This window comes from Holophagales bacterium (assembly GCA_016719485.1).
Taxonomy (GTDB): Bacteria; Acidobacteriota; Thermoanaerobaculia; order UBA5066; family UBA5066; genus UBA5066.
In genome coordinates, this window is the sequence record JADJZB010000021.1 from 627,530 (window position 1) to 646,092 (window position 18,563).

Here is an 18,563-nt window from a genome sequence, read left to right on the forward strand (position 1 = left end):
GCGCCCCGCGACGCGGCCGCGTTAACGCAGCGCTGCGGGGAATCTATAATGGAAAATCAAGACCTGACCCCTGCCGAAGGACTAAGATCCGCGACGGATGGGCTCGAAACGGCTCTTCACGGACCTGCACGTTCCCTCCGGTGGCAGCTCCACGCGGCCGGCGGAGATCCTCGTCGAGGGGGAGCGGATCGCGGCCGTTGCGGGCCCGCGGGAGCTCCCCCGCGGCGACGTCGAGATCGCGAGCCTGGGTGGGCGGCTCGTGCTGCCGGGTGCGATCGACGGGCACGTCCACTTCGACGACCCCGGGTTCACGCACCGCGAGACGTTCGAGACGGGGACGCGCGCCGCGGCGGCGGGGGGCGTGACGACGGTCGTCGACATGCCCTGCACGTCGCTCCCGCCGGTCACGACCGCCTCGAGCCTGAGAAACAAGCTGGCCGTCGTCGCGCCGAAGGCGCACGTCGACTTCCTCTTCTGGGGGGGGGTCTCGGGGAACTCGATCCGGGAGGGAGACTGGCGTCGTGACGTCGCCGAGCTCGTTTCGGAGGGGGTCGGGGCGTTCAAGCTCTATCTCCTCTCGGGCATGGAGACCTACCGCGACCTGTCTCCCGACGAGATCCGCGAAGTGCTCTGCGAGCTCTTCCTGCACGGCGTGCCGGCCGGGATCCACGCAGAGGACCGCGCCCTCGTACTGGAGGCGACGCAGAGGCTGCAAGGCTCCGGGGACGCGTCGCCGCTCGCCTACGCCGCTTCGCGGCCGGCCGCGGCCGAGGTGAGAGCGGTCGCGACGATGCGGAGGCTCTGCAGGGAGACCGGAGCGCGCGTCCACGTCGTGCACCTCGCCTCGGGAGAGGCGCTGGAGGAGGTCGAGGGGGCGCGTCGCGAGGGGCTGCCCTTCTCGGCCGAGACCTGCCCGCACTACCTCGCCTTCACGCAGGAGGACCTCGAGACGCTCGGCGCGCTCCTGAAGACCGCTCCCGTGGTCAAGACGGCGGCCGACCGGGAAGCGCTCTGGCGAGGCCTTGCGACCGGCGCGCTGCAGCACGTGGCGACGGACCACGCCGCGGGGGAGTGGCCGCGCGAGAAGACGACCGGTTCGATCTGGAGCGACTACGGCGGCGTTCCGGGCGTCGAGCTGATGGTTCCGTACCTCTACTCGGAGGGCGTGCGGAAGGGCCGGATCAGTCTCGAGCGGATGGTGCAGCTCGTCTCGTCGGAGCCGGCCCGGTTCTTCGGGTGCGGCCGGCGGAAGGGGCGGCTCGAGCCGGGGTTCGAAGCCGACTTCTGCGTTCTCGACGCGGAAGAAGAGTGGACGGTGAAGCCCGAGGGGCTCCACAACCTGAACCGCTACACGCCGTTCGCGGGGCGGACGTTCACGGGGCGCGTCGTCTCCACCGTCGTGCGGGGCCGGACCGCGTTCGAGCGCCGCTCCGACGGAAGCGAGGTCTTCGCAGCCGCCGGAACCGGCCGCTTCGTGAAGCGGGAGGAGAGGGTTCCGAGGGCCTGATCCGGTCGTGCCCGCGCGGCCCGGGAGACGCGTCGCTGCAGCTTCCGTCGCCGGGAGGAGCAGCCCGGAGACGACACGTTGCCGGGGACGCGGATCTGGTCCGTGTGTATCAGATCGAATGAAGAGTTTGCCTCAGGCGGGCCAGCGGAATCCGAACCAGATTCTCACGCATCTTCCAGCCGGGGAGGAGTGCAGGTTTTATGAGTCGACCTCTGGGGCACGCACTGCACCTGTTTCGGATGGCGGGGCTGTTCGTCGTGGGTATCGCCGTTTTCCTGGTCGTGCGCTGGATGCTCGTTCCGGACGGCTTCGGCGCGCTGGGACACTTCCGGGCGGGGGCCCTCGAAGACAACCGGGCGCACGCGGCCGTCCACGCGGGCCGCGCGGCCTGCGCCGACTGCCACGCGGACGAACCGGAGCGGCTGAAGACGGGCCCCCACGCGAAGATCGGCTGCGAGGCCTGCCACGGCGCGCTCGGCGCGCACGCGGCGGCGGAGACCGACGCGAAGCCCGTGAAGCCGGATTCGGGAAAGCTCTGCCTCGTCTGTCACGCGCAGAGCGTCGGCAAGCCCGCTGGTTTCAAGCAGGTCGACCCGAAGGAGCACGGGGACGGGAGCGGAAGCTGTGGCGGCTGCCACGACCCGCACGCGCCCGACAAGGAGCCGGCGGCATCCCCGGCAGAGGAGCAGAAGAAGACATGAGCACCGACCGAAGGCAGTTTCTCTCGGGCCTCGGCAAGCTCCTCGTCCTCACGCCGGCCGCGGCCGCCGCCTGGGAGTTTCTCGAGGCGGGTAACCCCGAGGCGGCGCCCACGTATCGTCTCGTCGACCACTGGTGGGCGATGGTGATCGACATCGAGAAGTGCATCGGCTGCGGGAACTGCGTGCGGGCCTGCAAGACGGAGAACGAGGTCCCGCTCGACTCGCACTACTTCCGGACCTGGGTGGAGCGCTACCACGTGCCGAACGGCGTCTCCGAGCACCCGGAAGTCGACTCCCCGAACGGCGGCTACGACGGCTTCCCGGAGCGATACCTTCCGGGCGACGGAGCCAAGAGCTTCTTCGTGCCGAAGCTGTGCAACCACTGCGCGCATTCTCCGTGCACCCAGGTCTGTCCGGTCGGGGCGACTTTCGACAGCCCCGACGGTGTCGTCCTCGTCGACAAGACCTACTGCCTCGGCTGCCGCTACTGCGTCCAGGCCTGCCCGTACGGCTGCCGCTTCATCGACCCGCGGACGAACACGGTCGACAAGTGCACCCTCTGCTACCACCGGATCACGAAGGGGCTCACGACGGCGTGCTGCGAGACCTGCCCGACCGGCTCGCGGCAGCTGGGCGACCTGAAGAACCCGAAGGACCCCATCCACGAGTTCCTGCGGGCGCACAAGGTGCAGGTGCTCAAACCCCAGATGGCCACGGGCTCCAAGACCTGGTACGCCGGCCTCGACGGGTCGGTGCGGTGAGGAGGCGGGCGTGCACGAAGGTCTGACGAGCCTGATGGAAGGCTTCATGTACCCCAACGAGGTCGAGCTCCAGTGGAGCGTCCTCATCGTCCTCTACCCGTACATCACCGGTCTCGTCGCCGGGGCGTTCATCCTCGCTTCCCTCGAAAGGGTCTTCCGCGTCGAGGCCGTGAAACCGACCTACCGGCTGGCGCTCCTGACGGCGCTCGCCTTCCTCATCGTCGCGCCGCTGCCGCTCCAGCTCCACCTCGGCCACCCCGAGCGCTCGTTCTCCATGTACCTCACGCCGAACCCGTCGTCGGCGATGGCGATGTTCGGATTCGTCTACCTCTGGTACCTGATGGCCGTCCTCGTCCTCGAGATCTGGCTCGACTACCGGTCCGAGATCGTCCAGACGGCGAGGGAGTCGGCGGGGCTGAAGAGGCTTCTCTACCGCGCGATGGCTCTCTGGAGCGACGACCTGAGCGAGGAGTCGCGGCGCCTCGACGACAGGGTCGGGTACGTACTCACGATCATCGGCATTCCGTCGGCTTTCCTCCTCCACGGCTACGTCGGGTTCATCTTCGGCTCGATCAAGGCGAACCCCTGGTGGTCGACGCCTCTCATGCCGATCGTCTTCCTCTTCTCGGCGATCGTCTCGGGGATCGCGCTCGTCCTCCTGATGTACATGGTGACCTGCGCCGTGAAGCGGATCTCCATCGACATGCGCTGCGTCGACACGATCGCGAAGTACCTCTTCTACGCCTTCATCATCGACTTCACGCTGGAGGGGATCGACCTCCTCCACCGGATGTACGAGGCGGACGAGTCGTTCAAGAGCCTCGACTTCATGGTGAAGACCAAGCTCTTCGTCTCGCAGATCCTCCTGCAGGTCGTCATCGGAGGCCTGGTCCCCATCGTTCTCCTCGCCGTGACCCAGGTCGTCAGGCTCTCGGACCAGGCCCGGAAGGGGATCTACGCCCTCTCGGCGGCGCTCACGCTCGTCGGCATCCTCGCGATGCGCTGGAACGTCGTCATCGGGGGCCAGCTCTTCTCGAAGAGCTTCCTCGGCTACACGACCTACAAGATGGACTTCGCCACCCGCGAGGGACTTCTCCCGGCGATCCTCCTGATGATCCTGCCGTTCGTCATCCTGGCGATCCTGGTGAAGCTCCTTCCGCCATGGCACGAACCGGAGGCGGTATCGCGGCCCGGTTGACTCCCGAAGGAGACGTGGAGGTGACGAGATGACGGACCGCGTCGACCTCCTGGAAGAGCGGGTGGACGATCTGACGTCGGCCGTCGCGAGGCTCGAAGGACGGCTCGCGAGCCTCGAAAGCCCGAGGGGCGTGGTCGCGAAGGCCGGCGAGGAGTGCGAGGAAGCGGCCGCGCCCGGTGCGCGATCCGACGCCGCTCCGGCGCCTGCCGAGGCCGTGGGCTCTCAGCCAGCGGCTCTGGCCGGCCGGGTCTTCCTCGGCATCGGCGGCGCCTTCCTCTTCCGGGCGCTCACGGAGGCCGGGACCCTGCCGCACCTCGTGGGAGTCGCTCTCGGGCTGGCGTACGCGGGGGCCTGGGTCCTCGCGGCGGAATGGAGCGGAAGGTCGGGACGCCGGACGGACGCCGCCGTTCACGGGCTTCTCTCTCTCGCGGTGTCTCTCCCGCTCCTCTGGGAAACGACGGTGCGGATGCAGGCGGTGCCGCCGCTCGCGGCGGCCGGGCTCCTGAGCGTGGTCGGGGTGGCCGTTTTCGTCGTCGCCTGGCGGCACGACCTGGCGACCGTCGCGTGGGCGGCCACGCTGGGCGCCGTCGGGACGGCCTGGGGCCTCCTCCTGGCCACGGCGCGGATCGAGCTCTTCACGATCCTTCTCATCGCGTACGGCGCCGCCACGCTCTGGGCGACGTACGGCCGCCGCTGGCACGGCCTGCGCTGGCCGGCGGCGCTCGCGGCCGACCTGGCGGTTCTGACGATCGTCTATCTCGGAGGCCGTCCGGGCGGGCCGCCCGAGGCGTACGCCGGCCTCTCTGCCGGGAGGGCCGTGTTCGTAGCCCTTCTCCTCTTCGTCGTCTACGCCGGGAGCTTCGCGGCGAGGACTCTGGCGCGGCGGCGGGACGTGAACGTCTTCGAGGTCTTCCAGACGGCGGCCGTCCTTCTGGCCGGCTACGGTGGCGCCGTGCACCTCTCGCACGCGGCCGGGACCGGAGCGGGGGCACTCGGCATTGCCGCTCTCGCCCTCGCGGCCCTCGGCTACGGCGCGGCCTTCGGCTTCGTGGAGCGCGATGCGGCCGGCGGCCGGAACTTCCTCTTCTTCTCGTCGCTCGGCCTCGTCCTCGCGCTGACCGGCGGGGGGCTGCTCGCCTCCGGACCCGCGCTGGCGTTCGCATGGATCCTGTTCGGGCTCGCCGCGGCCATGCTCGGAGCGAGGTTCGGCCGGCGTTCCCTCGTCGCGCACGGCGCGCTCTACCTCGTCGCGGCGTGCTTCCCCTCCGGGCTCCTCCAGGTCGCCGCCTCGACGTTCTCGCGTTCCAGCAGCGCGGTCCCCGCTCGGATGGATGCCGCAGCGGCTTCGTTGGTGCTCGTCGCCGCGATCTCCTGGCTCCTGACGCTGCGGTGGCGGGGTCAGGAACCGGCGGGCTTGCGGTCGCGTCTCGCAGCGCTGGCCCTGCTTTCAATCGCCGCGGCCGGGGCAGGGTCCGCGGCGGTCGAAGCTCTCGTGGCGGTTCTCCCGGCCGGGTCGGCGGTCCCGGCGCGGACGGCGGTTCTGGCGGCAGCCGCCGTGGCACTGGCGGCCCTTCGGGTTCGGACAGGCGTTGAGGAAGCCGGCTGGCTGGCGTGGGGCGTCCTCGGCGGAACGGCTCTCAAGATCTTCCTTCAGGACCTTCCGCAGGGACGCCCCGCCTCGCTCTTCTCGGCGTTCGTCCTCTACGGGCTGGCTCTCCTCGCCGTGTCGAGGCTCGGGAGGCGGGTCGCCGCCCTGAACCCCTGACCGGCTGAGAGACGGGATTGAGAGTTGAATTTGGTGGTTCCTCGTTGCCGCATTGCGGCAAAATTCGCTGTGGCCGCAGGGAGCACCTGCGACCGAACGAACAGACAGGAGGACGTTCGATGAGTCTCTGGAAACGGACTTCGGCTCTGGCCCTGACCGCGTTCGTTGCTGTGAGTCTCACGGGATGCGGGGGCAAGAAGGAGGCGACCCCGGGGGGGAGCGAACCGGCCCCGATCGTGGCCGCGCCGGCGGAAGCCGCGGCCCCCGCGGCGAAGAGCGAGATCAGCCTTCCGAAGGGCTGGGCGATGTCGGATGCGATCTCGGCCGCGGACGTCGGCGCCATCACCGGGGAGACGATGACCTACTTCCCCGAGGCGGGCAGCAAGGCCCAGGAAGGGAGGCCGGCCGCCGGCTTCACCGTGGCCGGGAAGGACTTCTCCAAGATCACCTTTTACGCCGTCGTCGGAGGAGGCGAGAAGGAGTTCGAGAGCACGAAGGGCTTCGCCGCTCCCGGCTCGGTCGTCGACGTCCCCGGGATCGGCGACAAGGCCTACATGTGCGACTTCGTCACGGGGGCGACCGTCATCGTCGTCCTGAAGGGCCAGGACGTCGTGCGAGTCGACTGGCAGCCAAAGACGTACGACAAGCACGACAAGGTCGAACTCGGCAAGAAGCTCGCCGGAAAGCTCCTCGAGAACCTGTACAAGTAGAGCCGCGGCGCAGAGAAGGCGCTCCCCGAGGGCGGCATCGGGCCGTCCTCGGGGCCGGCCGTCTCGTGAGTTGGTGGAATCCGAGAGGACCCCGGAGAAGCCGAGGCCGCACGGACAGGCGGCGTTACTCCTTCAGGCTCTCGGCGATCGCCGAGATCGCAGCCTCGGCCTCCTTCGCGAAGGAGGCCGGGAAGACGAAGGCGAGAACGACCTTGTCGCCGGCCTTCTTCGTCGCAACATAGACTTCGGCGATCGAAGACGACGGGATCTTCTTTTCGAGCGCCCGCCCCTTCACCTTCTTCCCGAGGAGCGTCCGCTCTACGGGCTTCCCGGTGTCCGACGTCGCGAGAAAGGTCGTCGTCACGTAGTCGAGGAGCTCCGCGTCGCTCATGCCCGAGTCCTTCGGGAACGCGACGGCGGTGAGGCTCAGCTTCTCGCCCCCGGCCTTCGCGTCGGCCGGGTGGACGACGAGAAGGGCGTCGAGGCCTGCCTTCTCCGGGGCGGAGAAGGGAACCGGGGGGGCGGCCTTCAGACCGTGGAGCTCGATCGGCGCGGGCGAGGTGGCGCCGGTCGTCTGGGCCGCGGCGGCGAGGACGGCGAGGATCGAGAGGAGAACGGGCGCCATCCGACTCGGCATCTTCTTTCCCTCCGTCGGGTAGATCTCAGTTCGCGATGTCACTTCAACACCGTTGCGATGAACGATCCCTTGAACGGCCCGTCCGGGCCGGTGACGTCGAAGGTGCCGCAGACGCGGGTGTCGGTCACCTCGACGAGTGTCGCCCTGCCGGACTTCAGCCCGAGGCCGTAGACGACGGGCGTCCCGTCGTCCTTTCCGAAGCCGAGGTCCCCGCGGACGTTCATCGGGTCCCAGACGTTCGCGCGGACCGCGTACTCGCCCGCGACGATCGGCTTCGAGGCGTTCATGAACGTGATCGCCAGGGAGACCTGCCCCTTCCCCTTCACGGGGGACGTGTCGAGGCGTGCGGCCGCGGCCTTCGCGTCGAACTCGGCGTTCGTGACGAAGACCGTGAGGCCGAAGGCGCTCTTCGTCGCCTTCGCCTTCGTCAGGGCCTTCAGGTCGAAGGGGGCCACGGGCTTGTAGGCCGTGTTCCTCGACAGCTTCTCGATGGTGGTCGCCTTCGGGCAGTCCGCGGCGGACCCCGGGAGGGGGGCGAGCGCGAGACCGAGGACGAGGGGGACGAACGCCTTCATCATGTCTACTACTCCTCCCGGCACTCGAGCGCGTCGCGCTCGAGGAGGCCGGCCGTGGTCTGCTTCTTCCCGACGTACCGCACGAGGAGCCATCCCGGCGTCCCTTCGTTCACGAGGCCGACGGCCTCGACGACGTTCCCCTTCACGACGTACCCCTTCCGCTGCTCGGGCGAAGGTGCCGCGGTGAGGAGGTGCGCCTTCGGGGCGACGACCGTGCAATTGAACGCGGGCTTCCATCCGTCCTTCGTGAATGTGTCACCGGGCCAGTTGGCGCCGCAGAACGAGGCGATCCCGTTCGTCGTCTGCATGGTCACCTTTCCGCCCTTCGTCGTGAAGGTGACAGTTCCCTGTTCATCTGCGTACTCCCACGTCCCGTCGCCGGCGAATCCCGCGACGCCGATCCCGTCGCAGATGTGGGCGGTCGCGCCGAAGACGCCGGAGTAGGAGAAGGTGAGCGTATCGCCGGCCCGCATCAGGGCGAGCGGGCCGTGCTGGCCGTACCAGACGCCGGTCGGGTCGAAGCCGCGGCCGTCCGGCGTCTGGGCTCCTGCAGAGCTGCAGGCGAGCAGGGCGAGGAGGAGCAGGGAGTGCGAGGGCTTCATGATGCCTCCTTCCGTGTGTCGTCACCAGAGAAGGAAGTCGTACGTTTCAGCGGCGTTGAGGTGGTACGTCCCCTCGATCCGCCAGGTCCCGTCCGCGTCGTTCACCTTCGCGTACTCCCTCTCCGCACGCCCGGGGTAGGTGAGCTCGTAGAGGAGATGGAGCTCGCGCGTCCTCGAGAAGAGGTTGCGGGTGAGGTCGGCGCGAAGGAGCCGGCTGCCGCCGAGAGTGCCCACCTCCGCGCGCCGCTTCTCGTGCGCGGAGACGAACTTCTCCCGCGGGACCTCCTCGCGGTAGCTGGCCGTGAGGCACGTCTCCCAGGCCTCCCCGTACCGCCCCTCACCGACGAGGCGGCAGTAGTCGGTCATCACGCCCCGGTCGATCTCCGCGGCGACCTCCCAATCCTTCCCCTGTCCCCGGATCGCCGCCCAGACGACGGCACCGATCACGGCCGCGATTGCGAGACCGACGAGGAGCCCGCCGGCGGGAGTCGCCTTCACGTTCCCTCCTTCGCGGCCGGGGCGCAATTGCCGAAGCCGCCCCGCGAGACCGTGTCACACACGCCTCGCTCCGCACGGCCGGATCCGCATCGAGCAGGATACCTCCCGATGTCGGGGATTGGTGAACTCGGGAATCGGGACGGGCCGGGTCCCGATCGCCCCACCGGGACGGCGCGCGGGGTAACGTAGCAAGATCGTCGCCTGGAGGCAGAGGAGGTCCGCCTTGAGGAAAGCGATCCCCGCCACCCTGTTCGCCCCGTTGCTTCTCGCGCGCGCCGAGGCGGCGGGAGGGCGGAGATGAACCCGGCCGCAGCCGGGGAGGCCCGAAGGGAGGGAGCCGCATCGCCGGCGGAGCGCAACCCGGCGCGTACCGTCGCCACGGTGATCGCGATCGTGGGCGCGCTCACGGGGCCGGTCTCCTTCCTCTCCTTCCCCGGCTTCGGCGCCTGGAAGGGCGAGGACCTGCAGGGCGCCTGGGTCCTCCTGCTCGCATCCCTCTTCATGGCGAGCCCGTTCGCGCCGTTCCTTCTCGCGGCCCGCCTCTCGAAGACGAAGGCCGGCGCGGCCGTCGTCGCCGCCCTCGCCCTCGTGGCCGTCCTCTTCGGGGCGCTCATCTACGTCGACGCGGCCCTGCGCAAGGACTTCGTCCTCCTCGTCGTGTCGGTCGGGGTCCCCGGGGTCCAGTGGCTCATGGCGCTGCCGGCCGTCGTCGCGGCGCTCGTCCTGCGGCCGAAGAGGACCTCCGCGCCTCGCTGAGGACCCGCCCGGTCGTACGAGCCGTCACCACGGATCGGTCGGGCCCGGGCACTCCGGATACGGCTGCTGGAACGCCATGCTCCGGCCCGGCTTCCGCCGGCTGTCGGAGACCTTCCCGAACGACTTCGTACCCCGGAAGCGGTCGCACGGACCGCCGAGGAAGACGGTGACCGTGCTCCCCTTCCGGTCGACCATCCCCGCGTGCTGGGCCGCGTCGCAGACGTCCGAGCCGATGAAGTAGGCGCGAGTCCCCCAGAGGGCGCCCTTCCCGTACTTGTCGTACGCGCAGGTGCAGTCGAAGCTCGAGCCCTCGGGCATCGCCTCCAGCTCTTTGCTGAAGAGCCCCGGGCAGGGCCTGAGGTCCGCGGATGGGCTCGGCGGGGGTGGGCAGGGGGGCGGCTCGGCGGTGAAGGAAAAGGTCGCCGTCGGGGAGGCGGAGTTGTGCGAGACGACGCCGTTCGCCGCCGAGCCCCAGAGGCGTGGGCAGTCGGGCTGCCGCCAGAACGTCACGACGTCGCCCGGGCGGGTGAGGACCCCGGCGTGACGGGCGGCCTCGCAGAGGGACGACGATGGGCCGTAGCGACCGTTCCCGCGGACGCCGATGCCGGAGTCCCTCGTGCAGACGCAGGACCGCGACTCTCCGACCGCCATCTCGCCGACGTTCAGGAACGAGGAGGGGCACTGCGGGAGGAGTCCGGAGGACGCCGCTGCCGACGGAGCGGCCGCAGGTTCACCGGCGGAGGAGGGCGTCGACGCGGACGCCGGCGGCGCCTCGCCCGTCGAAGGGGCCTGAGCCGGAACGGCCGGGCCGTCGCGGTACGCGGCGATCCTCGTGATCGGTCCGCCCGCCTTCCCCTCGAAGCGCACCCGGACCCGGACCGGCCACCGCGCCCCGTCGGCCTTCCTCGGCGTCGCGAACCCGAGGACGGCCTTCGTCTCGCCGGGGGCCGGGGAGAGCTCGAGCTTTCCGAGCTGCTGCTCCACGACGGACGTCCGGGCGGAGAGCGGCGGGTCGAAGAGCCACTCGACCTCGCGCGCCGCCCCCGTGCCCGGGCTCTTGGCGACGACGATCCGCGCCCCCTTCGGAACCTTCGCGACGGCGCGAAGGCTCGTGTCGTCCTCGGACTCGACCGAGCCGAGGTACCCCGTGAAGCCAAACAGGTCGAGTGTGCTCGCGGCCGGCAGCTCGGCGACCTGGAGGTTCTGCGCGGTGACGTAGACGTGGTGGAGCACCTCGCGCACCTCGGCGACGCTCCCGGGACCCCGGCTCGGCCGGCACGACTTCTGCGCGACGACGATGATCCCCGAGATCGCGGCGATCACGAGGACGGTGGCGAGCATCGTGCCGAGGGCGAGGGCGCCGGGATTGACGGCGAAGCCCATGCGCCGCACCGAGTCGACCTGCTGCTCGAGGCGGGTCGGGGCGATCGGGACCTCCGGCGGGGGGACCCGCTCGACGACCTCCGCCAGCGCCACGAGCGCGTCGGCCCAGTCCTTCACCTGCGCCGGCGAGGGGATCCAGCTCATGAAGGCCGTCGAGAGGTGGAACGTGACGTTGAGCGCCCCGGGCCGCAGGACGAGCTGCCTGCGGGCGAACGGTCCCCTGGAACCTCAGGAGCCGTCCGAGCAGCGCCGGCACGCCCGGCTCGGCGAAGACGCGGCGCACCCATGTCTCCTCCTCGCCGAAGACGTCGAGCCCGTCGAAGGCGGGAACGGCGAAACGGATCGGCTTCTCGCCCTTCAGCGCCGCGAGGAGCCGGGTGTCGCCCGAGCCGGCCGTGACGCCGAACCGCGTCCAGACGGCCACGTCGGCTTCGAGGGCGAACCGCGGGCCTCGCGAGAAGAAGCCCTGGAAGCGGCGGCCTCCGTACGTCCCTTCGTACCGGCGGTACTGGACCGCGTACGGGAAGCCGGCGAGGCCGAGGGAGCCGAACATCCTGTCGAACCTCGCGTTGCGCGAGCGCGTGGCGAGGTACGCGAGGATCGCCGGCAGGACCATCAGGAAGAAGGCCGCGATCCCGATCGGCAGGAAGATCTCCTTCGGGTCGGAGCCCGGCGTGCGATGCATTCGGCCGAGCGGGAGCAGGATGAACCCGATGAAGATCGTGAAGACGAAGACCGTCACGACGGCGCTGACGAGGCAGCCGCGGACGTACGACATCGCGACGGACTGGACAATTCGACCCATCACGGCCTCCGCTGGACGGCGACGTGCAATAGGGGGCGGACGGTCCGCCAACAAGCAATTCTACGCCGCGCCGGGCTGCGTTTCCCCGTTCGGATCGCGCTACGATGCCCGACCGTGACCGACTTCACGTTCCTCTGCAACGAATGCGGTACCCGGTACCCCGAGCATCGAGCCCTGTACGTCTGCCCCTCCTGCGCCCGTCTCCAGGTGCCGGGAGGGTTCACGCGCGGCGTCCTCAGGGTCGAGCTGGCGGAAAGGGAGCTCCCGCGCCGGTGGCCGGACGCCCCGCTCGCCTCGCCCGGTGGCCTCTCGCCCTTTCTCCCGGTTCGGGGGCCCGACTCGTTCTTCTCTTTCGCCGCCGGAGGAACGCCGCTCCTTCCGGTGCCGCGTCTGCGCGAGGCGCTCGGCATGCCTCGCCTTTGGCTGAAGGACGACACCCGGAACCCCTCGGGCTCCACGAAGGACCGTGCCTCGCACCTCGTCGTCGCCAAGGCGATCGAGTACGGGTACGAGACGGTCGCCGCGGCCTCGACCGGAAACGCTGCGACGGCGCTCTCGGCAGCTGGCGCGGCCGCGGGGATCAAGACGGTCGTCTTCGTCCCGGCCTCGGCTCCTCCGGCCAAGCTGGTCCAGATGGCGAGCTACGGGGCGACGCTCGTCCCGGTCGCTGGGACGTACGACCAGGCTTTCGAGCTTTCGCTCGCGGCCTGTGCGCGCTTCGGCTGGTACAACCGGAATACGGCGCTGAACCCCTTCACCGTCGAGGGTAAGAAGACGGCCTCGCTCGAGATCGCGCGTGACCTCGCGCCCGAGGCGCCCGACGCGGTCGTCGTCCCGACGGGGGACGGCGTCATCATTGCCGGGATCGCGAAGGGGTTCGCCGACCTGGTCCGCTGCGGCCTCCTGCCGCGCGTGCCGCGCCTCGTCGCGGTCCAGCCGGAGCGGTCGGGAGCCATTGCGCGTGCCCTCCGCTCGGGCGCGGCGGAGATCACGCCCGAGCCCGGCGCCGGAAGCGTCGCCGACAGCCTCACCGTCGCCGCGCCGCGGAACGCCGTCATGGCCCTGAAGGACATCCGCGCCTCGGGCGGCTGCGGCATCCTCGTCTCCGAGGAGGCCATCCTCGACGCGATCCCGCGCCTCGCGATCGCGACGGCCGTCTTCGCCGAGCCCGCGGCGGCGATCGCACTCGCCGGGCTCGAGATCGCGGTCGCCGAGGGGCTCGTCTCCCGGTCCGAGCGCGTCGTCCTCCTCGTCACGGGGACAGGACTGAAGGACGTTCCCTCGGCGGCGCGCCGAGTGACCGTGCCGGTGCCGGTGGCCCCGACGCTCGAGGCGGTGGAGGCTCTTCTCGCCGGGTGACGAGGCCGGTCAGGGCGTCGTATCTCGTCTCGAGCGCGAGACGAGGTGGCAGATCAGGTGCTTGAGGGGGTGGAAGGGGTTGGGGATGCGTTCCCGAGGGCGTCGCCGACCGTGACACCGAGGCTCAGGGGCGGGTGCGCGAACTCCGGGCTCGCCGACGTGGGCGTCAACGTGACTCGGGCCGTCCCGGGCTTCGTCGCCTCCAGCTCGTAGTGGTGGGTCGTCACCCCGCCGTCGACATCGGGGGGCGGGTTCTCGATCCGCCGGCGGAGAAAGCGAACGGCGTCCCCCTCGATCGCCGGAGTCGCGGGCCACTCGAACAGGTGTTCGCGGGGGCCGCAACCGGTCGCGTGACGACGAGGTCGATCAACGTCCGGGAGCGACTTCGACGGCCTTCTGGTCTTTACGACGAGCATGCTCGGTCGGCCCTTCGCGTCCGCTCGGACGGCAATTTCCGCAGGCCTCGTCGGCGGGCCTGCCGCACCACCCGCGCGGGTGCAGCCGGCGACTGCCAGCAGGAGGAGGAACGGTGGAGGGACAGCGAGGGGCCTTCCGGGTCTTCTCACGCCGGGGAAAGCTATCACCGTGTGCTCTGCATAGCCGGACGACGTGCCGGGCCTTCGGACCCCGAAGACGGGGTCCGAGGCCCCGCCTTCCCTGCCGCGCTATCCTCTCGCCGCCCGTCCTCGCGGCGCGGCGGGAGGCTCTCGATGCCCGAGATCGACGTCAAGCAGAAGGTCCTCGCGGCGAACCAGGAGGCCGCGGCGGCGCTCCGCGAGTCGTTCCGCGACCAGCGGACCCTCGTCGTGAACCTCATCTCCTCGCCCGGCTCGGGGAAGACGACGCTCCTGGAAGCGACTGTGGCGCGCCTTTCCGGGAGGCTGAAGATGGGGGGCCTCGACGGCGACATCGCGACGGAAAGGGATGCCGACCGCCTGCGGAAGGCCGGAATCCCGGCGCGGCAGATCCTGACCGGGGGCGCCTGCCACCTCGACGCGCGGCAGGTCGACGCGGCGCTCGTGGAAGAAGGGGAGAAGCTCCGCGGCCTCGACATCCTGTTCATCGAGAACGTCGGGAACCTCATCTGCCCGACCTCCTACGACCTCGGGGAGGACTTCAAGATCGTCCTCCTCTCGACGGCCGAGGGGGACGACAAGCCTTTCAAGTACCCGGCCATCTTTTCGAAGGCGAAGGTGACGGTGCTGACGAAGGTCGATCTCCTTCCGTACGTCGATTTCGACGTCGCGGCCGTGAAGCGGCAGGTCGGGACGCTGAATCCCGGCGCGCGGCTGCTCGAGGTCTCGGCGCGCACGGGAGACGGGATGGACGACTGGTGCGCCCTGCTCGAGAGCGAGCTCGGGAACAAGAGGGCATCGTGAACCGCCGCCAGGTCCTCTGGCTCGTCGCCATCGCGGGCGTGGCCCTCTGGCTCTGGAAGAGCGGGAAGATTTCGAAGGTCGATGCCCCGCCGGCAGCACCGGCCGGTTCGACCCAGCCCAGCGGGTCGATGCCGGGCGCCGCAGGGGAAGCGTGCCTGGCGGCCGCGGAGGAGGCGAGCCGGCAGACACAGGCCGCCGCGGACGTCCTCCTCAGGTCGCCGATCGACCCGGCGGCGTTCTCCTCCGCTTCCGGCGGCGCGTCGTCCGCGATCTCTTCGGCCGAGGGAAAGTGCGGCGGTGGTGGCTCCACCGGCGAGCAGAGGGCGATGGAGGAGGCGCGCGGGGCGCTCTCCGAGATGCGCGCTCTCCTGTCGGAGCTCTCGGGCGCCTTGTCCGGCAGCGATAGCGCCTCCGACGCCCCGCGGAGGCGGGAATCGATCGACAGGCACCTCGACGCCGCGCGGACAGCGCTCCGGGGCTGAGTGCCCCCAATCGAGACCGGAATCCCCGAACGGAAGCGATCGGGAAGGAGTATGGAGTTGAGTGAAGAGAAGAAGCCCGGTGAAGGTCTCGAGGTCATCATCCGCCTGCGCATGTCGAGCCACGATGCCCACTACGGCGGGAACCTCGTGGACGGCGCACGGATGCTGGGGCTCTTCGGCGACGTCGCGACCGAGCTTCTCATCCGCCTGGACGGCGACGAAGGGCTCTTCCGCGCCTACGACTCGGTCGACTTCCTCGCGCCCGTCTACGCCGGCGACTACATCGAGGCCGAGGGCGTGATCACGGCCGTCGGGAACACGAGCCGGAAGATGGCCTTCGAGGCCCGCAAGGTCGTCCGCTCGGCGCCGGAGATCAACGACTCCGCGGCCGAGGTCCTCGACCCACCCGTCGTCGTCTGCCGCGCGACGGGGACCTGCGTGACGCCGAAGGACAAACAGAGGAAGGGCTGAAGGCGCGCTGGACCGGCCGCCGCATCGGGGCTGCGAGGACCGGTCACAGGGGTCAGTGGCAGTTCCGGCAGAGCTGCCCCTTCTCGTTCCGCATCGCGAGGTAGTAGGTCCGGTGCTCGCCGGATCGGTGTGCGATCCGCTCGAACAGGCTCGTCGAGGCCCACGGCGCGCGGTCGACGCGCGGCCGCGTGGTGTCGTGGCACGTGACGCAGGTGTTCGTCCCGGCCTTCGTCAGGAGGAGGGGTTCCGGCACCGCGCGCGGGATCGCCACGCCGACCGGATGGTGCCCGTCACGGAACTCGTGGCAGGAGGCGCAGAGCGTCCGGCAGGGCCGGCGGACGCGCAGGGAGATCGCGGACGCCTCCTCCGCACGGTGGCACGAGAGGCAGCTCTCGGCGGTCCAGGAGGGGTGACCGCCGGCGGCGCGGTTCCCCTCGGATGCGAGGGCGGTGTCGCGATCGGCGAGAAAACAGAGGGAGAGGAGCAGCGCGGCGGCCCTTCCGTACGGCATGGCGTTTCTCCTGGGCTTTCCGGGGGGCGCACCTCGCGGCCCCCCGGACCCTCCCAGGTCTGTAGAGGTTCTGGTCTTTGCGCATACGGCCTCCTTAGAAAGAGACGACGACCTGGGCGAGGAACGAGTCCCGATGGAAACCCTCCTCCGCCTCGGCAGCCGGGGGTGCGGAGAGGGTCCTCTGGTACTCCAGCTTCACGGAGATTACGTCGAAGAAAGTCGCGTTCGCGCCCGCAGACAGACGCTCCGTGCGACCCCACGGCTCCTCGCCCGGGAGTTCCTGCGCCCCCGAGGGTTCCTCCCTGGCCGTGTCGTAGCGCGCGTACGGCATCAGCGGGACGCCAGCCGGAGCGCCGGCGTCGACGGTCGCGGTCACGTGAAAGCCCGAGCGAACCAGGCGCTCCTCGCGCCCCTCGACGGGTCGCAGGTCGCGACGCACGTACTCCGCGCGGAGGCGGCCGAGCGGGCCGCGGAGCTCGGAGTCGATCGCGAAGGATTTCGATTCGGTCCCACCTTCGCCGTCGAAGTCGTGGAGCGCGGAGACGCCGAGCTCGATCGCCCGCACCCGCTCGCGGAGCCGGTAGGGGTTGTCGAACGGCATGAGGCCGAGGCGTCCGCCGACGAGGGCGCCTTCTCCTTCGCCGCGCAGCCAGTACCCCGACCAGGAGAGGCTCCCGGTCCCACCGAGGAGGCGGAGGCCGACGTCGTTGTAGCCGCCGTCCATCACGATCTCGGTCGTGAGCGGCGCGGAGAGCTCGGGCCGGTCTTTCGCGGCGAAGTATTGCCAGTCGCCCCCGAACGGGACGTCGAAACGGCCGATCTGGAACCGGAGGCCCCTCTCGACGGGGAGGCGGCCTCGCGGGGCGATCGGCGCCCCTAGGACGTGGACGTCGACGAACCCGACCGCCAGCTCGGCCCCTTCGTCGTTCACGACGAGGGCCGCGGCGACCTGGACCTTCCTGCCGATCTCGCGGGCGAAGTCGAGCTCGAAGTCACCCATCGAGAAGACGTTCGGGTCGGTCCGCGTGTCGGCGGCACGGACGTCGAAGAAGCCGGAAAGGCCGAGCCGTTCGCGAATCCCGTCGAGGGCGGCCTTCAGGCCTTCGAGCTCAGAGGGGTGAGCGGCCACAGGGTCGGGCGTCTCCTCCGCAACGGACGGGCGGGACGGGAACGCGACGGCTGCCGCCGCCAGGGCGATGGGGAGAACGCGGCTCCCGAGTCGCGCGTGAAGGCCAGGAGGGCGTGGCATCGCCTCAACCCTTCCTCTCGGAGCGGGAAGGGAGAGGGATCCCGGTGGCGGCTCCGGCCCGCGGGATGGCCTCGTCCGAGCCCTCCGGACAGGAAGAAGCCGGCGGGCGAAGACCGCGGCCGCCGGCGCAGCCGGCACAGCTTCCCGCGCAGGAGGCCGCCTTCGCGGTTGCGCGGCGCCAGGCCCGCAGGCCCGCCCAGGCGGCGGCGGCGGCAACGATGGCGATCGTGATGAGCGTGTCAAAGGGGGCGGTTCTCCTTCAGGCGACAGAGCCGGCCGCCCTGGTAGACGAGGAACGAGACGAGCCAGGCGATGGCCGTCAGGCCGAAGAGCTGCAAGGCGCCCAGCGCCAGCGGCCCGACTCGCGCTTCGTCACGGCGATCGTCGCCATGCAGGAGGCGGAGATGAGGAGGAAGAGAATCAGGCTGACGCCGACGAGAGGTGAGTAGTCGCCGGGCGACGGGCGGGCGCGGGCCCCTCGCGCCCTCCTCCGGGTCGGCGATGGGTAGACGATCCATCTGCGCGACGCAGACCTCCTTCGCCGCGAAGGCGCCGATCATCGCCGTCACCATCTTCCAGTCGAAGCCGAGAGGAGCGAACGCCGGCTCCAGGAACCGTCCGGCCCGGCCCGCGACGGAGAACTCGAGCTCTTCGGCAGCGCGCGCGGCGGCGACGTCGGTCGCTGCGACGGCCTCGCCAGCGGTGACTCGAGAGTCGATGAGGTAAGACGACGGTTTCGGGAACGACGTCGCGGCCCAGAGGAGGATCGAGATCCCGAGGATCACCGTTCCGCCTTGCTCAGGTAGAGGCGGGCACGGTCGGCATCTTGAGGACGACGCTCCGGAACGTGGGCATGCAGTAGGGAGAAGCTCCATTGACGAACGGCGCGTCCTCGCCCTTCAGGAGCGTCCGGCGCAGGAAGGAGCGCGAGGCCGAGCGCGAGGCGACGCCCGCCGCGTAGATGAGCCAGGCGCGGGCGCCCGCCAAGCGGGCGGAAGAACGCGAGGACGAGGAGCATCCAGATCGGCAGGCGCGCCCCGCACGACATGAGCGGCAGGACGAGCATCGTCGTCAGCCGGTCGCGCTCGTTCTCGAGGGTCCGTGTCGCGAGGATCCCGGGGACCGAGCAGCCGAAGCCGGTCATCATCGGGAGGAAGCTCTTGCCGTGAAGGCCGAAGCGATGCATCTTCACGGTCAGTCAGGAAGGCGGCGCG

At 70.2% G+C, this 18,563-nt stretch carries 22 protein-coding genes; 12 read left to right on the plus strand and 10 right to left on the minus strand.

Features of this window, described 5'->3' with window-relative positions; translation table 11 throughout:
• Positions 1 to 97: 97 nt before the first annotated feature.
• The 6 genes from allB to IPN03_14865 all read left to right on the plus strand — a co-directional run bounded on the left by allB (position 98) and on the right by IPN03_14865 (position 6,642).
• Complete coding sequence (allB, locus tag IPN03_14840) at positions 98 to 1,507, plus strand: allantoinase AllB (protein ID MBK9374957.1); 1,410 nt, start codon at positions 98 to 100, stop codon at positions 1,505 to 1,507.
• Between the two features lie 200 nt (positions 1,508 to 1,707).
• A complete protein-coding gene (locus tag IPN03_14845; GenBank protein MBK9374958.1) occupies positions 1,708 to 2,208 on the plus strand; it encodes a cytochrome C in 501 nt (166 codons plus the stop codon).
• Entirely contained in the window at positions 2,205 to 2,969 is a 765-nt protein-coding gene (locus IPN03_14850; GenBank protein MBK9374959.1) for a 4Fe-4S dicluster domain-containing protein, read from the plus strand. The genes IPN03_14845 and IPN03_14850 overlap by 4 nt, the downstream gene beginning before the upstream one ends.
• Positions 2,970 to 3,003: 34 nt before the next feature.
• On the plus strand, positions 3,004 to 4,167 hold the full coding sequence (gene nrfD, locus IPN03_14855) for a polysulfide reductase NrfD (GenBank protein ID MBK9374960.1): 1,164 nt from the start codon (positions 3,004 to 3,006) through the stop codon (positions 4,165 to 4,167).
• 28 nt (positions 4,168 to 4,195) lie between these two features.
• Positions 4,196 to 5,932, plus strand: coding sequence for a hypothetical protein (locus IPN03_14860; protein MBK9374961.1), 1,737 nt, complete (start codon positions 4,196 to 4,198; stop codon positions 5,930 to 5,932).
• A 119-nt stretch (positions 5,933 to 6,051) separates the two neighbouring features.
• Positions 6,052 to 6,642: a hypothetical protein gene (locus IPN03_14865; protein ID MBK9374962.1), complete on the plus strand. Its 591-nt coding sequence runs from the start codon at positions 6,052 to 6,054 to the stop codon at positions 6,640 to 6,642.
• A gap of 124 nt (positions 6,643 to 6,766) precedes the next feature.
• Here IPN03_14865 and IPN03_14870 read toward each other — a convergent pair whose 3' ends face one another.
• From IPN03_14870 to IPN03_14885, 4 genes are read right to left on the minus strand one after another with little or no spacing between them, the layout of a single operon-like run.
• Positions 6,767 to 7,321 (minus strand): hypothetical protein, encoded by a 555-nt coding sequence (locus IPN03_14870; GenBank protein ID MBK9374963.1) that lies wholly within the window; start codon positions 7,319 to 7,321, stop codon positions 6,767 to 6,769.
• The gene (locus tag IPN03_14875) at positions 7,318 to 7,857 is read right to left on the minus strand and encodes a hypothetical protein (protein MBK9374964.1); all 540 of its coding nucleotides are present in this window, start codon (positions 7,855 to 7,857) and stop codon (positions 7,318 to 7,320) included. The genes IPN03_14870 and IPN03_14875 overlap by 4 nt, the downstream gene beginning before the upstream one ends.
• 5 nt (positions 7,858 to 7,862) lie before the next feature.
• Entirely contained in the window at positions 7,863 to 8,456 is a 594-nt protein-coding gene (locus tag IPN03_14880) for a hypothetical protein (GenBank protein MBK9374965.1), read from the minus strand.
• Between the two features lie 21 nt (positions 8,457 to 8,477).
• Positions 8,478 to 8,954, minus strand: coding sequence for a hypothetical protein (locus IPN03_14885; protein MBK9374966.1), 477 nt, complete (start codon positions 8,952 to 8,954; stop codon positions 8,478 to 8,480).
• Positions 8,955 to 9,251: 297 nt separating this feature from the next.
• Here IPN03_14885 and IPN03_14890 point away from each other — a divergent pair, with 297 nt between their 5' ends.
• A complete protein-coding gene (locus IPN03_14890; protein MBK9374967.1) occupies positions 9,252 to 9,710 on the plus strand; it encodes a hypothetical protein in 459 nt (152 codons plus the stop codon).
• Positions 9,711 to 9,734: 24 nt separating this feature from the next.
• Here IPN03_14890 and IPN03_14895 read toward each other — a convergent pair whose 3' ends face one another.
• The gene (locus tag IPN03_14895) at positions 9,735 to 11,237 is read right to left on the minus strand and encodes a hypothetical protein (GenBank protein ID MBK9374968.1); all 1,503 of its coding nucleotides are present in this window, start codon (positions 11,235 to 11,237) and stop codon (positions 9,735 to 9,737) included.
• 233 nt (positions 11,238 to 11,470) lie between these two features.
• Here IPN03_14895 and IPN03_14900 point away from each other — a divergent pair, with 233 nt between their 5' ends.
• From IPN03_14900 to IPN03_14920, 5 genes are all read left to right on the plus strand, one after another.
• Entirely contained in the window at positions 11,471 to 12,016 is a 546-nt protein-coding gene (locus tag IPN03_14900; GenBank protein MBK9374969.1) for a hypothetical protein, read from the plus strand.
• On the plus strand, positions 12,013 to 13,257 hold the full coding sequence (locus tag IPN03_14905; GenBank protein ID MBK9374970.1) for a pyridoxal-phosphate dependent enzyme: 1,245 nt from the start codon (positions 12,013 to 12,015) through the stop codon (positions 13,255 to 13,257). Before IPN03_14900 ends, IPN03_14905 begins: the two co-directional genes overlap by 4 nt.
• A 710-nt stretch (positions 13,258 to 13,967) precedes the next feature.
• Positions 13,968 to 14,636 carry a hydrogenase nickel incorporation protein HypB gene (gene hypB / locus IPN03_14910; protein ID MBK9374971.1) on the plus strand — a complete coding sequence of 223 codons (669 nt, stop codon included), beginning with the start codon at positions 13,968 to 13,970 and terminating at the stop codon, positions 14,634 to 14,636.
• Entirely contained in the window at positions 14,633 to 15,118 is a 486-nt protein-coding gene (locus IPN03_14915) for a hypothetical protein (protein ID MBK9374972.1), read from the plus strand. Before hypB ends, IPN03_14915 begins: the two co-directional genes overlap by 4 nt.
• 51 nt (positions 15,119 to 15,169) lie before the next feature.
• On the plus strand, positions 15,170 to 15,589 hold the full coding sequence (locus IPN03_14920) for a 3-aminobutyryl-CoA ammonia lyase (GenBank protein MBK9374973.1): 420 nt from the start codon (positions 15,170 to 15,172) through the stop codon (positions 15,587 to 15,589).
• Between the two features lie 52 nt (positions 15,590 to 15,641).
• On the opposite strand, the gene IPN03_14925 is transcribed toward IPN03_14920, so the two are convergent.
• The 5 genes from IPN03_14925 to IPN03_14945 form a co-directional block, all read right to left on the minus strand.
• Entirely contained in the window at positions 15,642 to 16,100 is a 459-nt protein-coding gene (locus IPN03_14925; GenBank protein MBK9374974.1) for a hypothetical protein, read from the minus strand.
• A 94-nt stretch (positions 16,101 to 16,194) separates the two neighbouring features.
• A complete protein-coding gene (locus IPN03_14930; protein MBK9374975.1) occupies positions 16,195 to 17,349 on the minus strand; it encodes a hypothetical protein in 1,155 nt (384 codons plus the stop codon).
• A gap of 4 nt (positions 17,350 to 17,353) precedes the next feature.
• Positions 17,354 to 17,581, minus strand: a complete 228-nt coding sequence (locus tag IPN03_14935) for a FeoB-associated Cys-rich membrane protein (protein ID MBK9374976.1) — start codon at positions 17,579 to 17,581, stop codon at positions 17,354 to 17,356.
• 7 nt (positions 17,582 to 17,588) lie between these two features.
• Positions 17,589 to 18,134 carry a hypothetical protein gene (locus tag IPN03_14940; GenBank protein MBK9374977.1) on the minus strand — a complete coding sequence of 182 codons (546 nt, stop codon included), beginning with the start codon at positions 18,132 to 18,134 and terminating at the stop codon, positions 17,589 to 17,591.
• Entirely contained in the window at positions 18,131 to 18,541 is a 411-nt protein-coding gene (locus IPN03_14945; GenBank protein ID MBK9374978.1) for a hypothetical protein, read from the minus strand. Before IPN03_14945 ends, IPN03_14940 begins: the two co-directional genes overlap by 4 nt.
• Positions 18,542 to 18,563 lie beyond the last annotated feature (22 nt).

What these genes read in the sequence shown, in the direction of transcription:
- IPN03_14930 (MBK9374975.1), bottom strand. Translation starts at nt 17,349, where the DNA reads ATGCCACGCCCTCCTGGCCTTCACGCGCGACTCGGGAGCCGCGTTCTC.
- IPN03_14850 (MBK9374959.1), top strand. Translation starts at nt 2,205, where the DNA reads ATGAGCACCGACCGAAGGCAGTTTCTCTCGGGCCTCGGCAAGCTCCTC.
- IPN03_14865 (MBK9374962.1), top strand. Translation starts at nt 6,052, where the DNA reads ATGAGTCTCTGGAAACGGACTTCGGCTCTGGCCCTGACCGCGTTCGTT.
- IPN03_14860 (MBK9374961.1), top strand. Translation starts at nt 4,196, where the DNA reads ATGACGGACCGCGTCGACCTCCTGGAAGAGCGGGTGGACGATCTGACG.
- hypB (MBK9374971.1), top strand. Translation starts at nt 13,968, where the DNA reads ATGCCCGAGATCGACGTCAAGCAGAAGGTCCTCGCGGCGAACCAGGAG.
- IPN03_14890 (MBK9374967.1), top strand. Translation starts at nt 9,252, where the DNA reads ATGAACCCGGCCGCAGCCGGGGAGGCCCGAAGGGAGGGAGCCGCATCG.
- allB (MBK9374957.1), top strand. Translation starts at nt 98, where the DNA reads ATGGGCTCGAAACGGCTCTTCACGGACCTGCACGTTCCCTCCGGTGGC.
- IPN03_14925 (MBK9374974.1), bottom strand. Translation starts at nt 16,100, where the DNA reads ATGCCGTACGGAAGGGCCGCCGCGCTGCTCCTCTCCCTCTGTTTTCTC.
- IPN03_14920 (MBK9374973.1), top strand. Translation starts at nt 15,170, where the DNA reads ATGGAGTTGAGTGAAGAGAAGAAGCCCGGTGAAGGTCTCGAGGTCATC.
- IPN03_14845 (MBK9374958.1), top strand. Translation starts at nt 1,708, where the DNA reads ATGAGTCGACCTCTGGGGCACGCACTGCACCTGTTTCGGATGGCGGGG.
- IPN03_14895 (MBK9374968.1), bottom strand. Translation starts at nt 11,237, where the DNA reads ATGAGCTGGATCCCCTCGCCGGCGCAGGTGAAGGACTGGGCCGACGCG.
- IPN03_14875 (MBK9374964.1), bottom strand. Translation starts at nt 7,857, where the DNA reads ATGATGAAGGCGTTCGTCCCCCTCGTCCTCGGTCTCGCGCTCGCCCCC.
- IPN03_14880 (MBK9374965.1), bottom strand. Translation starts at nt 8,456, where the DNA reads ATGAAGCCCTCGCACTCCCTGCTCCTCCTCGCCCTGCTCGCCTGCAGC.
- nrfD (MBK9374960.1), top strand. Translation starts at nt 3,004, where the DNA reads ATGGAAGGCTTCATGTACCCCAACGAGGTCGAGCTCCAGTGGAGCGTC.